15 protein-coding genes are annotated in these 19,432 nt (G+C 63.3%); 4 read left to right on the plus strand and 11 right to left on the minus strand.

Annotation, left to right across the window (positions count from 1 at the left end):
* Nucleotides 1-35: 35 nt before the first annotated feature.
* The 4 genes from CO731_RS27530 to CO731_RS27545 all read right to left on the minus strand — a co-directional run bounded on the left by CO731_RS27530 (nt 36) and on the right by CO731_RS27545 (nt 7,677).
* Nucleotides 36-1,604 carry an ABC transporter substrate-binding protein gene (locus tag CO731_RS27530; RefSeq protein WP_108610282.1) on the minus strand — a complete coding sequence of 523 codons (1,569 nt, stop codon included), beginning with the start codon at nt 1,602-1,604 and terminating at the stop codon, nt 36-38.
* An 86-nt stretch (nt 1,605-1,690) separates the two neighbouring features.
* Nucleotides 1,691-5,542, minus strand: a complete 3,852-nt coding sequence (locus CO731_RS27535) for a hydantoinase B/oxoprolinase family protein (RefSeq protein WP_108610283.1) — start codon at nt 5,540-5,542, stop codon at nt 1,691-1,693.
* An 18-nt stretch (nt 5,543-5,560) separates the two neighbouring features.
* The gene (locus CO731_RS27540) at nt 5,561-6,298 is read right to left on the minus strand and encodes an IclR family transcriptional regulator (protein WP_108610284.1); all 738 of its coding nucleotides are present in this window, start codon (nt 6,296-6,298) and stop codon (nt 5,561-5,563) included.
* 224 nt (nt 6,299-6,522) lie between these two features.
* The gene (locus tag CO731_RS27545) at nt 6,523-7,677 is read right to left on the minus strand and encodes a M20 aminoacylase family protein (protein ID WP_108610285.1); all 1,155 of its coding nucleotides are present in this window, start codon (nt 7,675-7,677) and stop codon (nt 6,523-6,525) included.
* Between the two features lie 155 nt (nt 7,678-7,832).
* On the opposite strand from CO731_RS27545, the gene CO731_RS27550 reads away from it, so the two are divergent.
* Complete coding sequence (locus CO731_RS27550) at nt 7,833-9,008, plus strand: M20 aminoacylase family protein (protein ID WP_108610286.1); 1,176 nt, start codon at nt 7,833-7,835, stop codon at nt 9,006-9,008.
* A 249-nt stretch (nt 9,009-9,257) separates the two neighbouring features.
* On the opposite strand, the gene CO731_RS27555 is transcribed toward CO731_RS27550, so the two are convergent.
* From CO731_RS27555 to minC, 4 genes are all read right to left on the minus strand, one after another.
* Entirely contained in the window at nt 9,258-9,467 is a 210-nt protein-coding gene (locus CO731_RS27555) for a hypothetical protein (protein ID WP_108610287.1), read from the minus strand.
* Between the two features lie 90 nt (nt 9,468-9,557).
* A complete protein-coding gene (gene minE / locus CO731_RS27560) occupies nt 9,558-9,821 on the minus strand; it encodes a cell division topological specificity factor MinE (RefSeq protein ID WP_108610288.1) in 264 nt (87 codons plus the stop codon).
* The gene (minD, locus tag CO731_RS27565) at nt 9,818-10,633 is read right to left on the minus strand and encodes a septum site-determining protein MinD (protein ID WP_108610289.1); all 816 of its coding nucleotides are present in this window, start codon (nt 10,631-10,633) and stop codon (nt 9,818-9,820) included. The genes minE and minD overlap by 4 nt, the downstream gene beginning before the upstream one ends.
* Before the next feature lie 40 nt (nt 10,634-10,673).
* Entirely contained in the window at nt 10,674-11,408 is a 735-nt protein-coding gene (gene minC, locus CO731_RS27570; protein ID WP_108610290.1) for a septum site-determining protein MinC, read from the minus strand.
* Nucleotides 11,409-11,735: 327 nt separating this feature from the next.
* Here minC and CO731_RS27575 point away from each other — a divergent pair, with 327 nt between their 5' ends.
* Nucleotides 11,736-12,746 carry an IS30 family transposase gene (locus tag CO731_RS27575; protein WP_108610291.1) on the plus strand — a complete coding sequence of 337 codons (1,011 nt, stop codon included), beginning with the start codon at nt 11,736-11,738 and terminating at the stop codon, nt 12,744-12,746.
* Nucleotides 12,747-12,917: 171 nt separating this feature from the next.
* Here the strand turns inward: CO731_RS27575 and CO731_RS27580 are convergent, their stop codons facing one another.
* Entirely contained in the window at nt 12,918-13,154 is a 237-nt protein-coding gene (locus tag CO731_RS27580) for a DUF1344 domain-containing protein (protein ID WP_108610292.1), read from the minus strand.
* A 518-nt stretch (nt 13,155-13,672) separates the two neighbouring features.
* On the opposite strand from CO731_RS27580, the gene CO731_RS27585 reads away from it, so the two are divergent.
* Both CO731_RS27585 and CO731_RS27590 read left to right on the plus strand, forming a co-directional pair.
* Nucleotides 13,673-14,911, plus strand: a complete 1,239-nt coding sequence (locus CO731_RS27585; RefSeq protein WP_108610293.1) for an efflux RND transporter periplasmic adaptor subunit — start codon at nt 13,673-13,675, stop codon at nt 14,909-14,911.
* Nucleotides 14,908-18,093 (plus strand): efflux RND transporter permease subunit, encoded by a 3,186-nt coding sequence (locus CO731_RS27590; protein ID WP_108610294.1) that lies wholly within the window; start codon nt 14,908-14,910, stop codon nt 18,091-18,093. The genes CO731_RS27585 and CO731_RS27590 overlap by 4 nt, the downstream gene beginning before the upstream one ends.
* Before the next feature lie 247 nt (nt 18,094-18,340).
* On the opposite strand, the gene CO731_RS27595 is transcribed toward CO731_RS27590, so the two are convergent.
* Nucleotides 18,341-18,604, minus strand: a complete 264-nt coding sequence (locus tag CO731_RS27595; RefSeq protein WP_108610295.1) for a LysR substrate-binding domain-containing protein — start codon at nt 18,602-18,604, stop codon at nt 18,341-18,343.
* On the minus strand, nt 18,526-19,290 hold the full coding sequence (locus tag CO731_RS27600; RefSeq protein ID WP_159091751.1) for a LysR family transcriptional regulator: 765 nt from the start codon (nt 19,288-19,290) through the stop codon (nt 18,526-18,528). The genes CO731_RS27595 and CO731_RS27600 overlap by 79 nt, the downstream gene beginning before the upstream one ends.
* Nucleotides 19,291-19,432: the final 142 nt, after the last annotated feature.

Raw genomic sequence — 19,432 nt, forward strand, 5'->3', positions numbered from 1 at the left:
CTTTGGCGGGCCCGGAGGCCCGCCAAAGAGTCGACTTAGCCGAGCGACAGGCCCCACGCCTCGATCGCGTTGGAAGCGACCGGGGTGAAGCTGTAGCCCTTGACGGCGTCACGCATGGCAAGCTTGCGGCGTTCCACCACGCCGAAGACGTCGGGCGCGTCGTCGACAACCTTCTTCTGGAACTCGCCGTAGATCGCTACGCGCTTGGCCGGATCGATCTCCTTGCGCCCGGCTTCGATCAGGGCATCGACTTCCGGGTTGTTGTAGACGGCGTTTTGCCAGGCGCCGTTGCGCGACGAGTGGTAGGCTGCATAGGCGATGTTGTCCGGGTCGCCGTAGTTCGCCGTCTGGTAGACCGGGAACAGGTCCGGGAAGGTTTCGGGCGACTTGCAGGCGGTCACCATGTCGGGCCAGTTCATGGGCACGATCTCAAGGTCGATGTTCAGCTGCTTGAGGCTGTCGAGCATGATGAGCGCCCAGCGGCGCTGCTGCTCGAGGCCCGAGACGTGGTACATCTTGAGCTTGAAGCCGCCTTCCGGCTTTGCCGACTTCGCCATGTACTCCTTCGCCTTGGCGAGATCGGTACGATAGGCGACGAGATCAGGATTGAAGCCGAGGATGCCGTTCGGTAGCGGGCCGGTCATCAGGTCGGCATAACCCGCTGCATCGAGCACCGCCTGATAGTTCGTGGCATAGGAGATCGCCTTGCGCAGGTTGATGTCGGCACAGGGACCCTGCTGCGTGTTCATCTTGATCGAGAAGGTACGGTATTCCGGCTCGATGATGCTGACAACGCCGGGCGCATCCTTCAGGGCGTCCATGTCCTCGCTGGTAAGATCGGTCGCGAGATGGGCTTCGCCGCGCTGGATCAACAGCCGTTGCGTCGCGGTTTCACGCGCGATCTGCCAGATGACGCCTTCGAGATTGCCGCCGCCGGCCTGCCACGCCTCGGGTGCACGGGCCAGTTGGTAGAGCGTGCCGACCTCGAAGCGGGCGACTGCGAACGGACCCGAACCGGCAGTATTGGTCATCAGATAGGTTTCGCCGGAGTCGCTGCCGAGATTGGCTTCGACCACCGCCTTCTCGACGATGAAGATCCACGGCAGGACCTGCAGGAACGGTGCGAACGGCGTTGCGAGCTTGAACTTCACCGTGCCGGCGTCGGCCGCCGTCACGCCTTCGGCGGAGACGATATCGCGGATCATCCACGAATTGCCCTTGGCCAGCTTGAGCGCGCGGCCGAAGGAATAGACGACGTCGTCGGCCGTCACGGCATTGCCGGAATGGAACTTCGCGGCCTTGTTCAGGACGAAGGTGTATTCCGTTCCGTCGGGGCTGACCGTCCAGCTCTCCGCAATTCCCGGAGTGGGCACGGGCGGATTGCCCGAGATGCGCACCAGCGGGTCGTAAACGTTGCGCATGAAGAAGGACGCCGAATAGCCGGTCGCGGTGTGCGGATCGAAATTGGGGATGTCCTGGCCGGCGGCGATGATCAGGACGCCGCCCGACTGCGCGAAGAGTGCGCGGGGGAAAACGGTGGTGGCGAGGCCAACGCCGGCCAGGGCCAGCAGGCCGCGCCGCGAGATATTGAAATGGTCAGTCATTGCATTGCTCCATGTCGGATGTCTGGTCGTCATTGCAAAATGGGGCGGCGCCTGATCGGCCGGGCGCCGCCTTGTAGGGCTCGGACTTACGCCCAGGCCTTGTTGTCCTGAAGCGCGGCGGAACCGGGAGTTCCGGGCTCCTTGCGGTAGTTGAGCGCCACATGGTCCGGCGTCACGAAACCAAGTGCGAGATCACGGGTGATCGCCGCGGGATCGCGTTCCGCCGAATTGCCGTAACCGGAGCCCCCGGCAAGGACGAGTTCCACCACCTGGTCGGTGCGGTGCAGTGAAACCAGCTCGCCCGTGCCGCAATCGCGCAGCACGCGGCCATCCGTGGAGAGAACGCGTCCGCGCGCCCCGCCGCCGGCCTGTCCGCCGAACAGGCCATCGATCGGATTGTCGACGCCTTCTGGGTAGACGGATACGAGCATCTCCAGGCCGTCCTCGTCACGCTTGCGGAAGCGCAAGACCTGACCGAGTCCGCCTCGCATCTTGCCGGAGCCGCCGCTGTCGGGAAGGAATGCCTTCTCCATTACCAGAACCGGCACGCGGCTTTCCATCAGCTCGATGGAGGTGTTGGCCGCCGATGTCGGCCAGAGCAGAGAGGAATGGCCGTCGCCGCGCTCGGAGCCACCCTGACCGCCACCGCAGAAGAGCATGTCCGAGTAGAACTGCCCGTCCTTGGTCTGGCCGTAGACATTTGCGGCCACGGCAAGTCCGGTGAAGGACTGGACCATTTCCGGCGAGGCCGAGGCGAGTGCCGCGAAGATGTTCGGCGCGAGATACCAGCCGGTGCGCGTGCGCAGGTTCACCGCTGCCGGATAGGTCGGGTTGAGGATTGACCCTTCCGGCGCACTCACGGTGAACGGGCGATAGCACCCGGCATTGCCGCGCACCGTCGGCGTCAGCATGCACTTCAGCGGATAGGTCGCGTGGGCCGCCGTGTAGTTCAGCGTCGAGTTCAGGCCACCCTGCGGCAGCTGCGGCGGGGCACCGTCGAAATCGACGGTGATGCTGTCGCCTTCGACCTTCACCAGAACCGGGTAGGTGATCTTTTCGCCGAGCGGGTTGTTGGTGATGACCGAGCGGTAGTCGCCGTCGGGCAACGCCCGGATGGCGTCGCGCATGGCTTTTTCCGACAAGCCCTGCACGACCTCGGCCAACGCGCCCAGGTCATGCATGCCATAGTCGTGCATGAAGGCGTCGAGACGTTCCGCGCCGAGCTTGTTGGCTGCGACGAAGGAGAAGATGTCGCCCAGGACCTGGTCGCCGTTGCGGACGTTCTGGCGAATGAGCTGGATCAGCGTCTCGTTCGGCTTGCCCTCCTCGAAGATCTTCATCGGCGGTATCTGCAGGCCTTCCTCGTAGATCTCGCGGGCATGGAGCGAGTCCTTGGTGCCGCCGATATCCGAGACGTGGCCGACAGTGCCCATCAGGCCCACCAGCTTGCCATTGCGGAAGGCCGGTGTGACGATGGCGATGTCGAACAGATGACCGGCGCACAGCCACGGGTCGTTGGTGATCAGCACGTCGCCGGGCTTGAGCGTCTCGGCGGGGTAGCGTGCCAGCAGCGCCTTGACCGCGCGGGGAAGCGTCAGGTTGAAGACCGGCATCGCGCGCGGGCTGTGGGCCAGTGTTTCGCCGTCCTTGTCGAGCAGTTCGCAGGCAAAGTCCTGCGCCTCGGCGATGACCAGCGAGAATGCGGTCCGGCACACGGTGAGCCACATTTCCTCGACGACGTTGACGAGGCGCGACCACATGATCTCGAGGCCGATAGGGTCCGCCTTGATGCGGGCAACCGCTTCTGCCCTCGTCATGTCAGCAGTGACGAACGCATCGGCGGCCTTGAGCGCGCCGACCTGCACGCAAAGATTCTGGCTGGCGTCGATCGTCACGCTATCCGACGGGCCGACGACGGTGGTGGATTCCCGCTCCTCGATGATTGCCGGGCCGGGGATCGTGTCGCCGGTTCGCAGCGCGTAGCGGTCGTAGACCGCAGTCTCGAACTCGCCTTCGTCGAACCAGCAGAGGCGATGGCCCTTGATAAGGGCAGCCGTGTCGCCGCCGCCCGTGGCGCCGGTGAGCGAAAGCTGCGGCGTGGGGCCGGCGACGCGAACGCGGAAGTTGACGGATTCGAAGCGCGCGCCCTCGAAAGGCTCGGCATAGCGGGCGGAATAGGCACGAACGAATGCTTCGCGAATGGAGGGCAGGTCGGCTTCGCCGAGCGTGGTGTTGGGGAGCGGCACGCTGATGTCGTGCATCTGCCCGACAAGGCGCATGTCGGCGCTGCGCTCGACCACGATATCGGCTGCCGCGATGCCCGAACGGGTAAGCTGGTGACGTCCCTCGTCTTCGAGGCCCGTCAGCACGCCATTGGCGGCTTCCGCATCAAAACCTGATTTCAGCTCGACGCGTAGCGACCGCACGCCTTCGAAGGACAAGGGCGCTGCAAGGAAACCGAGCGCCGATGCAGCACCCGATGCCGGCGGGATCAGGACGGAGCTGATGCCCATGGCGCGCGCCACGTCGACCGCATGGGCCGGACCGGCGCCGCCGAAACCGACCATGGAATATTCGCGCGGATCCTTGCCGCGCTCGACCAGGTGCACGCGCGCGGCCGAGGCCATGCTCTCGACGACCACCTTGTGGATGCCGAGGGCAGCTTCTTCGATGGTCAGGTTCAGGGGCTCTGCCACGCGCGCAATGGCTGCACGGGCGGCCTCGAGGTCAAGCTTCATGCGACCGCCGAGGAAGAAGTTGGGATCGTAGTAGCCAAGCGTGAGGTTGGCGTCGGTAACCGTCGGCTGCTTTCCGCCCATGCCGTAGCAGGCCGGGCCCGGGTCGGAGCTCGCGGAATGAGGGCCTACCTTCAAGAGGCCGACGTCGTCGATGGCGGCGATCGAGCCGCCGCCGGCGCCGATCTCGATCATTTCGATCACTGGCGCCTTGATCGGCAGCCCCGAGCCCTTGACGAAGCGGTGGACGCGCGCGGCTTCCATCATCGGCGAGATTTCGGCGCGGCCGTTCTCGATCATGCAGGCCTTGGCGGTCGTGCCGCCCATGTCGAAGGAAATCACGTCGGAAAGCCCGGCTGCGTGGCCGAACAGCGCGGTGGCGAGCCCGCCGCCCGCAGGGCCGCTTTCCAGCAGGCGGATCGGGAAGTCTCGCGCGGTTTCCAGGGACATGAGTCCGCCGGCGGAATGCATGAGCCGCAGCGAGCCCGTGAAGCCTGCGCTGCGCAGCGACTTCTCCAGCTTGGTGAGATAGCGGTGCATCAAAGGCTGCACGAAGGCATTGGCGCAGGTCGTGACCGTGCGCTGGTATTCGCCCATTTCCGCCACGACCTCGCTCGACATCGAGATCGAGAGATCAGGGAAGGCGGCGCGGATGATGTCGGCGGCGCGGCGTTCATTCGCGGTGTTTGCGTAGGAATGGATGAAGGCAATCGCGATGGCCTCGCAGCCCTGCGCGACCAGCGATTTCGCTGCCAGCAGAACCTGCGCTTCGTCGAGGGGCGTCTCCACGTCGCCGCCGGCCGTCATGCGCTCATCGACTTCGAGGCGCAGGTCGCGTCTGACCATGGGATCGGGGAAGGAAACGAAAAGGTCGTAGATGTCGTAGCGCTGTTCGGTTCCCATCTCGAGCAGGTCGCGGAAACCGCGCGTCGTGATGAGGCCGACCGGCGCGCCCTTGCGCTCGATGACGGCGTTGGTGACCAGCGTGGTGCCGTGAACGATCTCGCCGACATCCCGGTGCGTGATGTTCTGCAGGGCAAGCAGCTCTTGCAGGCCAAGAAGTGCGGCCTGGGAGGGGTCGTGAGGCGTGGTCAGGCGCTTGTGAAGCGTTACGGAGTGGTTCTGGCTGTCATAAAGCACGAAGTCGGTGAAGGTCCCACCAATGTCGAACCCGACGCGCCAGCGGTTGGGCAGATCACTCATTACATGATGTCCTTTTCTTCAGATCCGGGGTGCGACGAAGGCGCTGTCGCCAAGGTCCTCGGCAATGCGGGCCGCACCTTTGGCGAGGGCAGCGATCATCTCGTCGCGGCCTTTGATGTCCACGAGTGCGTGGGGGTAAACGATGCAGAGGCTGACGGCTTCGTCGGTGCGGGGGTCGGCGACCGATATCGCGATGGCGTCCACCCCAGGTGTCGCCTCCTGGCTCGAATAGGCGAAGCCTTGGTGCCGTACCTTCGAGAGCTGTTCGGTGAGATCGGCCAGCACGCCATGTCCGGTGTAGAGTGCATGGACTGCCTCGTCGCCAAGTCGCGCCAGCAGCGAGCGGCCGGTAGCGCTGAGATGGGCAGGCAGGCGCCGGCCGATGTTGCTGACGACGCGCAGTGCGTTGGTGCCCTGGAAGTCGGCCACGGCAGTCACTTCCTTGCCGTCGCGCACGGAGATGTATCCGGTATGGCCAAAGGTGGTACTGGCTTCGGCGACCACTTCGCTGGCGCGGCCGATCAGTAGCGAGGAACGACGGTAGGCCGCGGCAAGGTCGAGCATCAGGCGGCCAGGGCGATGCCGGTGGCTGTCGCCGATCGTCTCCAGCATGTTCGCTTCGCGCATCGCCTTCAACAGGCGCGACGCATTGGCCTTCGGCATGCCGAGCAGCCTCACGACGTCCGAGACCGTGAGGTCGGGACAGTCGTTGCCGAAGCACCTCAGCACATCCGCGGCGTTGTTCAGGACCGACATTGCTCCTCCGAGTCGTTCCATTAAATGGAACTCAGGTTCCACTTTATGCAACCAATGCTCTCGTCTGTTCATTCGGTCAAGTTAAAAAATGAGCCGACTTCCCGATGCCACCGGACAGGCGGCATCGGGGATCGCAAAGGCAATGCCCCGCCAATCCCGGCAGTGATGCCGGGATCGAGCGAAGTCCTCAGATCAAGAAATTGATTTTATTGGGCGCAGTCGCCTCAGGCGGCGCCGCGCACCTCGACGAGCCGGGCGAGAAGGCTGGCGCCGACGGGCAGGATCGTGTCGTCGAAAATGAATCCGGAATTGTGCAGCGGAACGGTTCCGCCATGCCCCAGATTGAAGAAAGCACCCGGAACCACGCGCAGGAGATCGGCCATGTCCTCCGATCCCATCGTCAGTTCTGCGTTCGGCTGTGCCTTGTCGCCGACGATCTCCTGGGCCACCTCGATGAGGTTGCCCACCCGCTCCGGATCGTTCGAAAGGACATCGAAGATGTTGCGGATGTCGGCCACAATCTCGATTTCGTGGGCGAGCGCGAAGCCGGCGCAGAGCTTGCGAATGCGGTTTTCGATCATCACGCCGTCGGCGTCGTCGAAATAGCGGAAGGTGCCGCGAAGTACCGCAGTTTCCGGGATGACGTTGTAGGCGGAGCCGGCATGGAACTGCGTGACCGAAACGACGGCGGGATGCGTCGGGTCGGTGTTGCGCGAGACGATCTCTTGCATCTCCTTCACCAGACCTGAGCCGATGGTGATCGGATCGCGGCTTGCCTGGGGCATGGCCCCGTGGCTGCCGCGGCCATGCAGGGTGATGTCGAAGAAGCTGGCGCCGGCCTGTGCCTTGCCCGGCCGGATCGTCAGCTGGGAGTGCCCCTGGTAGGGAGAATTGTGCATACCGTAGAGCTCGTCGCAGGGGAAGCGGTCGAACAGGCCGTCCCGCAGCATGGCCCTCGCGCCGCCAAGGCCTTCCTCCGCCGGCTGGAAGATCAGCACGGCACGACCTGCGAAATCGCGATTGCCGGCGAGATAGCGCGCGGCGCCGAGCAGCATGGTGGTGTGGCCATCGTGACCGCAGCCATGAAACACGCCGGGGTTCTTCGACGCATAGGGCAGGTTGGTCAGTTCATCCATCGGCAGGGCATCCATGTCGGCGCGCAAGCCAATGCTGCGCCCCGGCCTGATACCCTCGATGACGCCGACCAGGCCGGTTCCGCCGATGCTGCGCTCGACGGTGACGCCCCAGCTTTCAAGCAGTTCCGCCACCCGTTGGGAGGTGCGATGCTCCTCGAATCCGAGTTCAGGATGCTGATGGAAATCCTGGCGTATCGCGGTGAGATCGTCGGCGAACTGGGCGATCTGTTCAATCACAGGCATGGCGGACCGTCATTGTTGGCTTTGCCCGTCTGTGGCACTGGCGTCTTGTGAAGGCAAGCGTTTCGTCCTAGGGCGTCGAAGACGTGAACGGGAGGCACGGGTGGACTGACCGTCGCGCCGACACTTCCAGATCCAGCCACCTGAAAGAGGAAGACATGCCAGCACAAGAGACAATCGAGACGATTGCGGAAGAAGCCGGGCAGTGGCGCCGCCACCTCCACCAGCATCCCGAGCTCTTGTTCGACCTGCCTGCGACGTCGGCCTTCGTCGCCGACAAGCTGAGGTCGTTCGGCTGTGACGAGGTCGTTACCGGCATTGCCACGTCGGGCGTCGTCGCGGTGGTGAAGGGAAAGCTGGGTGCCGGCCGCACCATCGGCCTACGGGCCGACATGGACGCGCTGCCGATAGCCGAACAGACCAATCTGGCCCATGCTTCCAAGACACCGGGCAAGATGCATGCGTGCGGCCATGACGGCCACACGGCGATGCTGCTCGGCGCTGCGCGTCACCTTGCCTCGACGAGGGATTTCGCCGGCACGGCCGTGCTCATTTTCCAGCCGGCCGAGGAGGGCGGCGCCGGCGGGCGCGTGATGCTCGAAGAGGGGCTGCTCGAACGTTTCGGCATCGAGGAGGTGTTCGGCATGCACAACGAGCCGGGCCTGCCTGTCGGTTCCTTCGCCATTCGGCCGGGTCCGATGCTGGCAGCGGCAGACCGCTTCGTGGTCACGCTGAACGGCAAGGGCTCGCATGCCGCTTCGCCGCATGAATCGCGCGACCCTATCCTGATAAGCGCGCATCTGGTGACGGCGCTGCAGTCGATCGCCTCGCGCAACGTGGATCCCTTCGACCCCGTCGTGGTCTCGGTGACCTATCTCGCCGGCGGCAGTGCGGCGGCACTGAACGTCATCCCGGAGCAGGCCGTCGTCGGCGGCACGATCAGGACGATCGACGCCAAGACGCGTAAGGCCGTCGAGCAGCGCTTCAGGGACATCGTCGCCAACACCGCGCGCCTCTTCGAGGCTCGGGCGGAAATCGACTGGCGGCCCGGCTATCCGGTCACCGTCAACGATCCGGAGATGACGAAGGCCGCGATTTCGGTCGCTTCCGACGTTGCCGGCGCGGACAAGGTCAACGGCAACTGCCAGTGCACGATGGGCGCCGAGGACTTCTCCTACATGCTCGAGAAGCGACCTGGGGCGATCATTTGGCTGGGCAACGGCGATTCGGCCGGGCTTCACAATCCCGCCTATGATTTCAACGACGACGCGATCATCCATGGCGTTCGCTACTGGACGGCGCTCGTCAGTGGGAGAACTAGCGCTGCCAGCTGAATGATGACTGCTGGGCTTGGGGCCCGCTCACTTTCGGGCGGCGGCCTTTTGGCAACAGCGATCGCGATCACGTCGACAGCGATCCTGATCTGGATCCCACGCTTCCCGACGCTTGGCGTTCTGGTGCTGGGTGGGGCCGCGACATCGGCGCTTTACAGTCTGGGAGCCTGAACGCCCCAGCGGCGCCGATCCGACCGGATTTGGTTGGCGGGCCTGCGCCGCACGCGACATGCCAATAGGGCGGTCGCTTCAATCCCTGCCGGTGTGCGGCTGCCCGGCCGCACTGCCGGCTTTTGCTGCGAACCGCGGCGTGGCGCCCGCGGCTTCCTCGCAGAGTTCCAAATGCCTGGCCAGCGCCTGATTCGAAAGGACTGCGCTGATGGTGGTGATGTCGCGTCCCTGATGCTTGGGCATCTGCTGGACCTCCTTCAGCCTTTCCAGAAGTGCGAGTCGGGTCATGATTTCCCTCCTTTGCTGGCAGGGAGTGGTCGTTGAGAGCATCCCAAACGAACCCTGCGGGACGTACGGCGAGCTGGCGGGTGGCGGCCGTCAGGCCGCCTTCTTGCCTGCGTCGAACGGGATCTCGATGTCGACGGCGAGCGTCGAGACCTTGGCGCCGCGCTCCATCTTGACGCTGACTTTGTCGTCGTCGATCTGCATGTGCTTGGAGATAGCGCGCAGGATTTCGTCGCGCAATTTGGCAACGAGGTCCGAATCGCCTGCCGAAGCACGCTCATGGGCCAGCAGCACCTGCAGGCGCTCGCGCGCGGCGGGGGCCGACTGGGGGCGGGAAAAGAGCTGGAAGAATTTCATGCCGCTTTCCTTCCGAAGATCTTGCCGAAGAAACCCCGCTTTTCGCCCGGAATGGTAACTGGCAGGTCCTCGCCCTTGAGCCGGCGCGCGGCATTGAAATAGGCGACCGCCGGCGCGCTGCGGCCATCCGCCAGGGTGACGGGGGAGCCGACATTGGATGCGCGCAGCACGTCCATGCTTTCCGGTATGATGCCGAGCAGCGGGATCGACAGGATCTCGAGGACGTCGTCGACCTTCAGCATGTCGCCGCGCTCTGCGCGAGCCGGGTCGTAGCGGGTGAGAAGCAGGTGCTTCTCCATGCGCTCGCCATTCTCGGCCTTGAGCGTCTTGGAATCGAGCAGGCCGATGATGCGATCGGAATCGCGCACCGAAGAAACCTCCGGATTGGTCACGACGATGGCCACGTCCGCATGGCGCATGGCCAGCGTTGCGCCGCGCTCGATGCCAGCCGGGCTGTCGCAGATGACCCAGTCGAAAGTCTTCTTCAGAGCGGCGATGACCTTCTCGACACCTTCCGGCGTGAGGTTGTCCTTGTCGCGCGTCTGCGAGGCCGCCAGCAGGTAGAGCGTCTCCAGCCGCTTGTCGCGGATCAGCGCTTGCGCCAGCTTGGCTTCGCCCTGGATCACGTTGACGAGGTCGTAGACCACCCGTCTTTCGGCGCCCATGACGAGGTCGAGATTGCGAAGGCCGACGTCGAAGTCCACGACCACGACCTTGTCGCCGCTTTGCGCGAGGGCCGCGCCCAGTGCGGCGGAAGACGTCGTCTTGCCGACGCCGCCTTTACCCGAAGTGACCACGACCACTTTGCCCATAGACCTCTCTCCTGTTTATTCGATTGGGCACGCCTTCGGCTCAGCCGAGGGTTGCCGCCTTGATTGCGTCGCCTTCGAGCCAGATCTGGACGGCCTTCCCGCGCAGATTGGGCTCCATGTCCTCGGCCGTTTTGTAGAAGCCGTCGATGGCGATGAGTTCGGCTTCCAGCTTGCTGCAAAAGATGCGCGCGGAGGCGTTGCCCGTCGTGCCGGCCATCGCACGACCCCGCAGCGTGCCGTAGATGTGGATCGATCCGCCGGCAACGACCTCGGCGCCGGATGCAACCGATCCGACAATGGTCACATCGCCTTCGGGGAAGAAGAGCGACTGCCCCGAGCGCACCGGCTGGGTAACGACGATCGAAGGCGTGGCCTTGGCCGGCTGCGGGTCGGAAGGCACGACGTGTTGGGTGGGGCCGGCTTCGTCGTCCTCATGCGCAACCGGCGCTTCGAAGTCCGAGGCCGGGCGTCCGTCGCTCATCGCCGGTGGCATGTCCGAGCCGAGCAATGAGGGCATCGCGCCTTCAATGCCCATGATCCGCACATTGCGTCTGCCGAGTTGGTCGACGAGTTCGCGAATCTGCAAGCGATCGATGGGTAGCCCGCCCACGTCGAGGACGATCGGGCGTCGCAGGAAAAATCCGGCCGAGCGGGCGGCCAAATCGTCGAGGCGCGCCAGCCAGTCCTCGAAAGGGAGTTCCGGGGTAAGCGCGAGCGCAAGGAAGGATCGCCCCTTGAGGCGGATCGGCCGGGGTTGAGTTAACACTTCGGTCATCTTGGTTAATTTTCGGTTGCTTCGGTGTAGCGAGGAAATGGTTAACGAATGGTTAATATCTGAGGCGGGCTTGACCGGAGTTCGCCCTTTTGAAATTTGATGATGTAGATAAAAATCATTGTTAATCAGATGGTTAATCGAAATATCGGCTGAAACTAAAATTGATACGAGCCTAGCATGCTGATCTCGATGTCAAACTCGAATGCGGGCAATTGAGCGGCCGACAAGATGAATTTCGGCAAGAATCGAGCCCACAAGGGGTGGGTTCTACCTTGAACTGCGACTTTGCAGCGATACCAATGGCTTATCGCACGCAAGGAACCGCAGATGAAACGGACCTACTCGCAGATTGATCTCGATGAGCGGCGCAAGATCGCCCGCTGGCGCCAGGCCGGGGTCAGTGTCGATGTGATCGCCGAGAAACTTGGCCGGCATCGTTCGACGATTTTCCGTGAGCTGCGCAGGAATGTCTTCGAGGACGCGGAGATGCCGGATCTGACCGGCTACTTCTGTGTCGCCGCCGACAGCAAGGCCAAAGAGCGCCGCAGCCGATATCGCAAGCTGATGCGGTTTCCGCGCCTGCGATCGGCGATCGTCGAGCGGATCAAGCATGGCTGGTCACCAGAGCAGATTGCTGGCCGACTGCAACTCGAGAGAAGCCCGACGCGGGTCTGTCACGAGACAATCTACCGCTTTGCCTATTCCAGCGACGGTCAGGAGATGAAGCTATGGCACTATCTGCCCGAGCGTCGGGCGCGTCGCCGGCCTCGCCATGCCCGGCGGCGTCATGGCCGACGTTTCAGCCCGGAACTCAGCATTCTGCACCGTCCTGACATCGTCCGAGAGCGAAAGCAGCTTGGCCACTGGGAATGCGACCTGCTCCAGTTCCGCAAGAAGTTCGGCAAGGCCAACGTCACCTCATTGGTCGAACGGGTCAGCCGCTTCACGGTGTTCCTGCGCAACAACGACCGGCAATCGAAGCCGATCATGGACGGGCTGATCGCTACCTTGAGCGCCCTTCCCCATACAGCACGCCGTTCGATCACCTTCGATCGTGGCACCGAGTTCACCGACTGGCCGTATCTGCAGGCCGGGCTCGGCGTGCAAACCTGGTTTTGTGATCCACAGTCGCCGTGGCAGAAAGGATCGGTCGAAAACACCAATCGCCGTGCCCGCAAATGGCTGCCGCGCGACCTCGATCCGCTGTCGGTCAACGACAGCGACCTGAAAGGCATTTGCGACCAGCTCAATACCACGCCGCGCAAATGCCTCGGCTTCAAGACACCGTCTGAAGTGTTCCGGCAAAAGATGATGACGGCACCGAAGCGATCAGGCTAACTTCCGGGTCGCTGCAAAGTCGCGCTTCGACGAGAACTCACATGACCCGCCGTCTATGCGCGCTACGAGCATCGGGAAGCTCACCCGGTGAAAGCGGAATGGAACCTCGGCGAACGATACGCCACGGGTCGGAGGTCCCGTGGCGCTTGTCGTCGTGGACGTGCGAGTCGACTACTTCAGCACGGCAGTCACGCGGTCTCCTTCGTCGTTCAGTTGAATCGACACGTTGTCGCCGGCCTGGAGCGGGGGCAAGGCGACGTCGCGCGGCACAGTGTAGCTTCTGCCGTTCTCGAGCGTGATGACACGCACGTCGTGATTGTATTTGGCTACGACGCCGCCACTGGACGATGCCAGTGCTGCGCCCGCAAGGAAAAAGAGAGGCGAAGCGATGAGGAGGATGGTCTTCATTTTAGGTGTGCCTTCTATTTTGGACAATGGAGGGGCGCTCCTGGCATCGCTGATGCCTGGATCGTCCACGCCAGTGTTTTTCGTAAAAATCTGACTTCGGTCCGATGACCGGCGATGCGGGCCTGCGGACTGGCCGCTAGCCATGTTCGAGTATCAGCAGGGCATTTCCGTCTCCTTCCTGGTGGCGGCTTTTCGAGCCGTTGTTGAAGGCTGCGCTTTCCAGTTACTGGAAAGTCAAGCGGGTCGATGGACAGCTGTGTCTGATGGCTTTGCCGGGTAGAAACCTCTTTGCAAATCGGCGGTTAGCACCCTCGTGCATGGGCATCTGGCCATCTCTCATGAGGATGTGAGCGCGGTTGATTCGTTGCCGATCGGAGGTTTTCTGCGGCGATGCATGCAAATTGGCTGCAGCAACAGAAGACGGTTGACCTTCCTGTAACTGGAAACTCTAGCTTCGCCGAAAATCATCAAGCGGCGTCGTCACAGACGTCGCATTTTTGTCGACGGGATCGTTTCAAATGACTGGGAAGACTAGAATATTACTGGTGGCCGCAGCGGCGTTGAGTGGCGCTGCATGGTTCTCCTATACCGATGGCGTGCCAGCCTATGTCAGGCAGGCTATGGCGTCCGGCGAGGCGAACCAGACCGCGCCAACACCCCCGCCTCCACAGGTGCCGGTGGCGGAAGTCATCACCCGCGTGCTTGCGCCGTCGTCCGAGTTTACCGGCGTCGTCGCAGCCGCCAAGACCGTCGAACTCCGCTCCCGTGTCGGCGGGGCAATCGAAACGGTCAGCGTTCCCGAAGGTGGGCTCGTCGAGCGCGGCCAGTTGCTCTTCCAGATCGACCCTCGCCCGTTTGAGGTTGCACTCCAGAATGCGGAAGCGCAATTGCAACGGGCCGAGGTTCTGCTCTCCCAGGCCGAGACCGACCTCGATCGATCGCAGCGGCTGCTCCCGAGTGGAGCCATCGCCAGCAAGACCTATGATGACGACGTGTCCGGGAGGCAGGAGCGGCAAGCGCAGGTGCTTGAGGCAAAGGCCGCAAATGCAGCAGCCAGCCTCGACCTTTCCTATTCCCGCGTGACCGCCCCGATCGCCGGACGCGTCGACAGGGTACTTGTGACAGAAGGAAACCTCGTCACCGGCGCATCCGGAGGCGCCGCGACATTGCTCACCACGATCGTGTCGGTCGACCCTGCCCATGTCTATTTCGATATCGATGAAGCGACTTATCTGAACTTTCTGGGCCAAGCCCGCCCCGCCGCCGCCGGGCGCAAGGGCACCTCGTTCCCGGTGGAAGTCGGGCTCGCCACCGAGAACGGCTACCCGCATTCGGGTAGCTTGGACTTCCTCGGAAATCGTCTCGATCGTGGCACCGGTACGATCCGCGCCCGAGCGGTGCTGGCCAATCCCGACGGCCGGCTGACACCTGGCCTGTTCGCGCGGGTGAAACTTGCGACCAGCGCGCCCCAAGAAACCGTTCTCATCGACGATCAGGCAGTCGGGACCGATCAGGGACGCCGCTACGTCCTGGTGCTGGGCGCTGGCGATATGGTCGAATACCGGCCGGTCGAACTGGGCGCGATGAACGAGGGACTGCGCGTTGTTGCAAGCGGCCTCAACCCCGGCGACACGGTCATCATCAAGGGGCTTGTCCGGCCCGGCATGCAGGTTACACCGAATCGGATCGCGATGGCGCCCGATCAGCGTTCGGTCGACGGCGCTGCCGACGGCGACACGCAGGAGGCACGTCGATGAGCCTGCCGCACTTTTTTATCAACCGCCCGATCTTTGCGATCGTGCTGTCGGCTCTCATGCTGATTGCCGGCGCTATGGCGCTGTTCCGTCTTTCCCTGAGCGAATATCCGTCCGTCACCCCGCCGACCGTGCAGGTGACCGCAAGCTATCCCGGCGCAAATCCCGAGGTGATCGCCGAGACGGTCGCATCGCCGCTCGAGCAGTCGATCAACGGCGTCGAAGGCATGCTCTATATGAGCTCGCAGGCCGCGACCGACGGTCGGATGACGCTCACGGTCACCTTCGCGCAGGGCACGGATCCGGATATGGCCCAAATCCAGGTGCAGAACCGCGTGTCGCGGGCGCTGCCACGCCTGCCGGAAGAAGTTCAGCGCATCGGCGTCGTCACGCAAAAGACGTCGCCCGACATCCTGATGGTGGTGCACCTTGTATCGCCTGACAAACGCTACGATCCGCTCTACATCTCCAATTTTGCTACCCTCCAGATTCGCGACACGCTCGCCCGCCTGCCAGGGGTAGGCGACGTCATCATCTGGGGCGCCGGCGAATACGCCATGCGCGTCTGGCTGGACCCCGCCAAGGTTGCCGCGCGCGGCATGACCGCGAGCGATGTCGTCGCTGCCATTCGCGAACAAAACGTCCAGGTCGCAGCCGGCTCGGTTGGCCAGCAGCCGTCGGCGGCAGCCAGCTACGAGGTCACGGTCAGTACATTGGGGCGGCTGTCCAGCGAGGAACAGTTCGGTGAGATCGTGATCAAGACAGGCGATGACGGGCAGATCGTGCGCCTGCGCGATGTTGCCCGGATTGGTCTCGGCGCCGATGGCTACGCTTTGCGCAGCCTGCTCGACGGCGAGCCGGCCGTCGCGATACAGATCATCCAGCGGCCCGGCGCAAATGCGCTGGACGTCTCCAACGCCGTGCACGCCGAGATGGAGCAGTTGCAGCAAGGTTTTCCGGAGGGCCTGGAATACCGTATTGCCTACGATCCGACCGTCTTCGTGCGTGCGTCGCTTGCCGCCGTCATGACGACGCTGCTCGAAGCGATCGTCCTGGTCGTCATCGTCGTCGTCCTGTTCCTGCAGACGTGGCGTGCGTCCATCATTCCGCTGGTGGCCGTGCCCATATCGCTCGTCGGCACGCTTGCGGTGATGTATCTCATGGGTTTCTCGCTCAACACCTTGTCGCTGTTCGGCCTGGTCCTGTCGATCGGCATCGTGGTCGACGACGCCATCGTTGTGGTCGAAAATGTCGAACGGCACATCGGCCTTGGCGAAACGCCGAAGGAAGCGGCCCGCAAGGCGATGGACGAGGTGACCGCACCGATCATCGCGATCACGTCCGTCCTCGCCGCTGTCTTCATTCCATCCGCATTCCTGTCGGGCCTTCAGGGCGAGTTCTACCGCCAGTTCGCGGTCACGATCGCCATCTCGACGGTGCTTTCGGCGATCAACTCGCTGACGCTTTCGCCGGCATTGGCTGCCATGCTGCTGAAACCGCACCATGGCGGTGCCCGCCGCGATTGGCTGACCCGCGGCATCGACTTCCTGTTCGGCAGGTTCTTCCGGCTGTTCAACCGCTTCTTCGACAGGGCGTCGAACGCCTATGTCGGAACCGCGCGCCGCGCAATCCGCATCAGCGGCGTGGTGTTCGTCATCTATGCGGGGCTGCTGGGCGCGACGTATCTCGGGTTCCAAAGTATCCCGAGCGGCTTCGTGCCCGCGCAGGACAAGTACTACCTCGTCGGCATCGCGCAGTTGCCCTCTGGCGCCTCGCTCGATCGTACCGAAGCAGTCGTCAAGGAGATGTCCAGGATTGCGCTGGCCGAGCCCGGTGTCGAAAGCATCGTCGCCTTTCCCGGCCTCTCGGTGAACGGCTTCGTCAACCTGCCCAACGCCGCCGTGGTCTTCGCCATGCTCGACCCCTTCGATCAGCGCAAGGATCCGTCGCTTTCAGCCAACGCCATCGCCGGGCGCCTGATGGGCAAATACAGCCAGATCCCCGACGGCTTCGTCGGCATCTTCCCGCCGCCGCCGGTTCCCGGGCTAGGCACGACAGGTGGCTTCAAGCTTCAGGTCGAGGATCGCGCCGGCATGGGCCTCGAGGCCCTGGCCAAGGTGCAGGGCGAGATCATGGCCAAGGCGGCCGCGGCACCTGAACTCGCCGGCATGATGGCGAGCTTTCAGGTCAATGCCCCGCAGGTCCAGGTCGATCTCGATAGGGTCAAGGCCAAGGCACAAGGTGTTCCGCTGACGGGGATCTTCGAGACGCTGCAGGTCAATCTCGGCTCGCTCTACGCCAACGACTTCAACCGCTTCGGTCGCACCTATCGCGTCATCGTGCAGGCCGATGCGCCCTTCCGCGCCGAGGTGGATGACATCGCACGCCTGAAGGTTCGCAACGCCGCTGGCGAAATGGTGCCGCTTGCGGCGCTTGCCACCATCGCCACCAGCTCGGGCCCCGACCGTGTGATGCACTACAATGGATATCCCTCGGTCGACATCACGGGAGGTCCGGCACAGGGCTATTCGTCCGGGCAGGCGACGGCGGCAATGGAGCGGATATTGCGCGAGACGCTGCCGGCCGGCATGGCGTTCGAATGGACCGACCTGGTCTTCCAGGAAAAACAGGCAGGCAACACGGCCATGATCGTGTTCCCGCTCGCGGTCCTGTTGGCGTTCCTGATCCTGGCGGCACAGTACAACAGCTGGTCCCTGCCGTTTGCTGTCCTGCTCATCGCGCCGCTGGCAGTGCTCTCGGCAATCGGAGGGGTTTGGCTCTCGAACGGCGACAACAACATCTTCACGCAGATCGCGTTTGTCGTCCTTGTCGGGCTTGCGGCCAAGAACGCGATCCTCATCGTCGAGTTCGCCCATGAGGAGGAAAAGAAAGGCAGCGATTCTCTGGCGGCGGTGCTCGAAGCCGCGCGCCTGCGCCTGAGGCCGATCCTGATGACGTCGCTCGCCTTCATTGCCGGCGTCGTGCCTCTGGTCATCGCAACCGGCGCTGGCGCCGAGATGCGCCATGCCATGGGCATCGCAGTGTTCGCCGGCATGCTTGGCGTTACGGTGTTCGGATTGATCCTGACGCCCGTCTTCTACGTGGTCATCAGACGGTTTGTGCTGCGGCGTGAACGCAACATCGGGGCGACGATGGCCGCCTCCGAAAGCGAGGTCGTTCACTAGATCCAGGCATTGACGTAGCACCGGCTGGGGTTGCCCTCGACGGCTGACACGGGGGCTTCCCGGCCGGCGGCTTGGAGCCGCTCCTTGCGCGACTGAATCGTTGGCGCGGCTTTTTTATTGGAAAGCGCCGAGCGATGGTGGTGCGGTTCTGTGTGGCGTTGTCGTCGGTACCGCAGCGATGATCGCCATGATGCCGAGCCGGAGCCGATTGCTCAGCCTCTTCGACACCCGTGGGTCACTTTGCGCGTCAACCCGCCGACCTTGCCGTCGCCACCGTCAATGCGGGTTTCGATACCTTCGGATATTGCTTCGCCGCGCTTGCAATCAGCATGTCGAGGAAGCTGCGCACCGGCGTGCTCGGGGTCCGCTCGCGCAAGGTCAGGGTGACCACCTCCCGATCTAGTTGCGGCTCTACCAGGGGGCGCACCTCGGTCAGTGTCGAGGCCGACAGCGAGTGAGAGTTCTCTGGAGCAATGCACACCCCGAGACCCCGATCGACCAGGGACAGCATCGTCGATGAGAATTGACGGCAAAGAGCCGGTTTACGGAAATTTCGTTCTCACCCAGCACGCGATCAACCATCTTCTGGATCGGACTGTCGGGGGGAAAGCCTACGAGATCTTGCCCCTCCATGTCGATCCAGCGAACCTGCGTGCCGGATTCGAACGGATGGCCCTTTGCAAAGAACACCGCAAAACGGTCGTAGAAGAGATGGTGCTCGCGCACCTTTTCTTCGATCGGACGGCTGGTGGCGACACCGATGTCGACGGAACCGTCCGCAACGAGATCGCGAATACGGTTCTCCGGCAAGTCCAGCAGCGACACCTTGACCAGCGGATGCTCTTTCTTGAAGCGTGCAATCACGTCGGGCAGAAGCGACGAAGCAAGTACGATGGCCGCAGCGATCGTAACCTTGCCGGTTCGAAGCGACGCAATGTCATCCATCGTGTTGATGGCATTGTCGACCTGTTCGATGGCCCGGCGGGCCAGCGGCAGGAATATCTCTCCCGCATAGGTCAACCCGACCATGCGCGTATGCCGATCAAACAGCATCACGCCCAATTGTGACTCAAGTTCCTTGATCAAGACGCTGATGGCGGACTGCGTCACGCCGATATGCTCGGTTGCGAGCCGAAAGCGTCCTAATTCCGCGACTGCAACGAATGCGCGCAACTGCTTGATGGTGACATTTTTCATTGAAATGCGTGTCGTCTCCCCCAAGCAATACCATTGCAGAAAGCCGCTCGAAGGTCCATCGCGCGGCCGAACTCCAGGCAGCGCATGAAGGCCCCGGCGGCAATGGCGCATGACGAGCCATCTGGCCCTTCATGCAGGCGGC

Origin of the sequence: Aminobacter sp. MSH1 (genome assembly GCF_003071665.1) — a bacterium.
Lineage (GTDB): Bacteria > Pseudomonadota > Alphaproteobacteria > Rhizobiales > Rhizobiaceae > Aminobacter > Aminobacter niigataensis.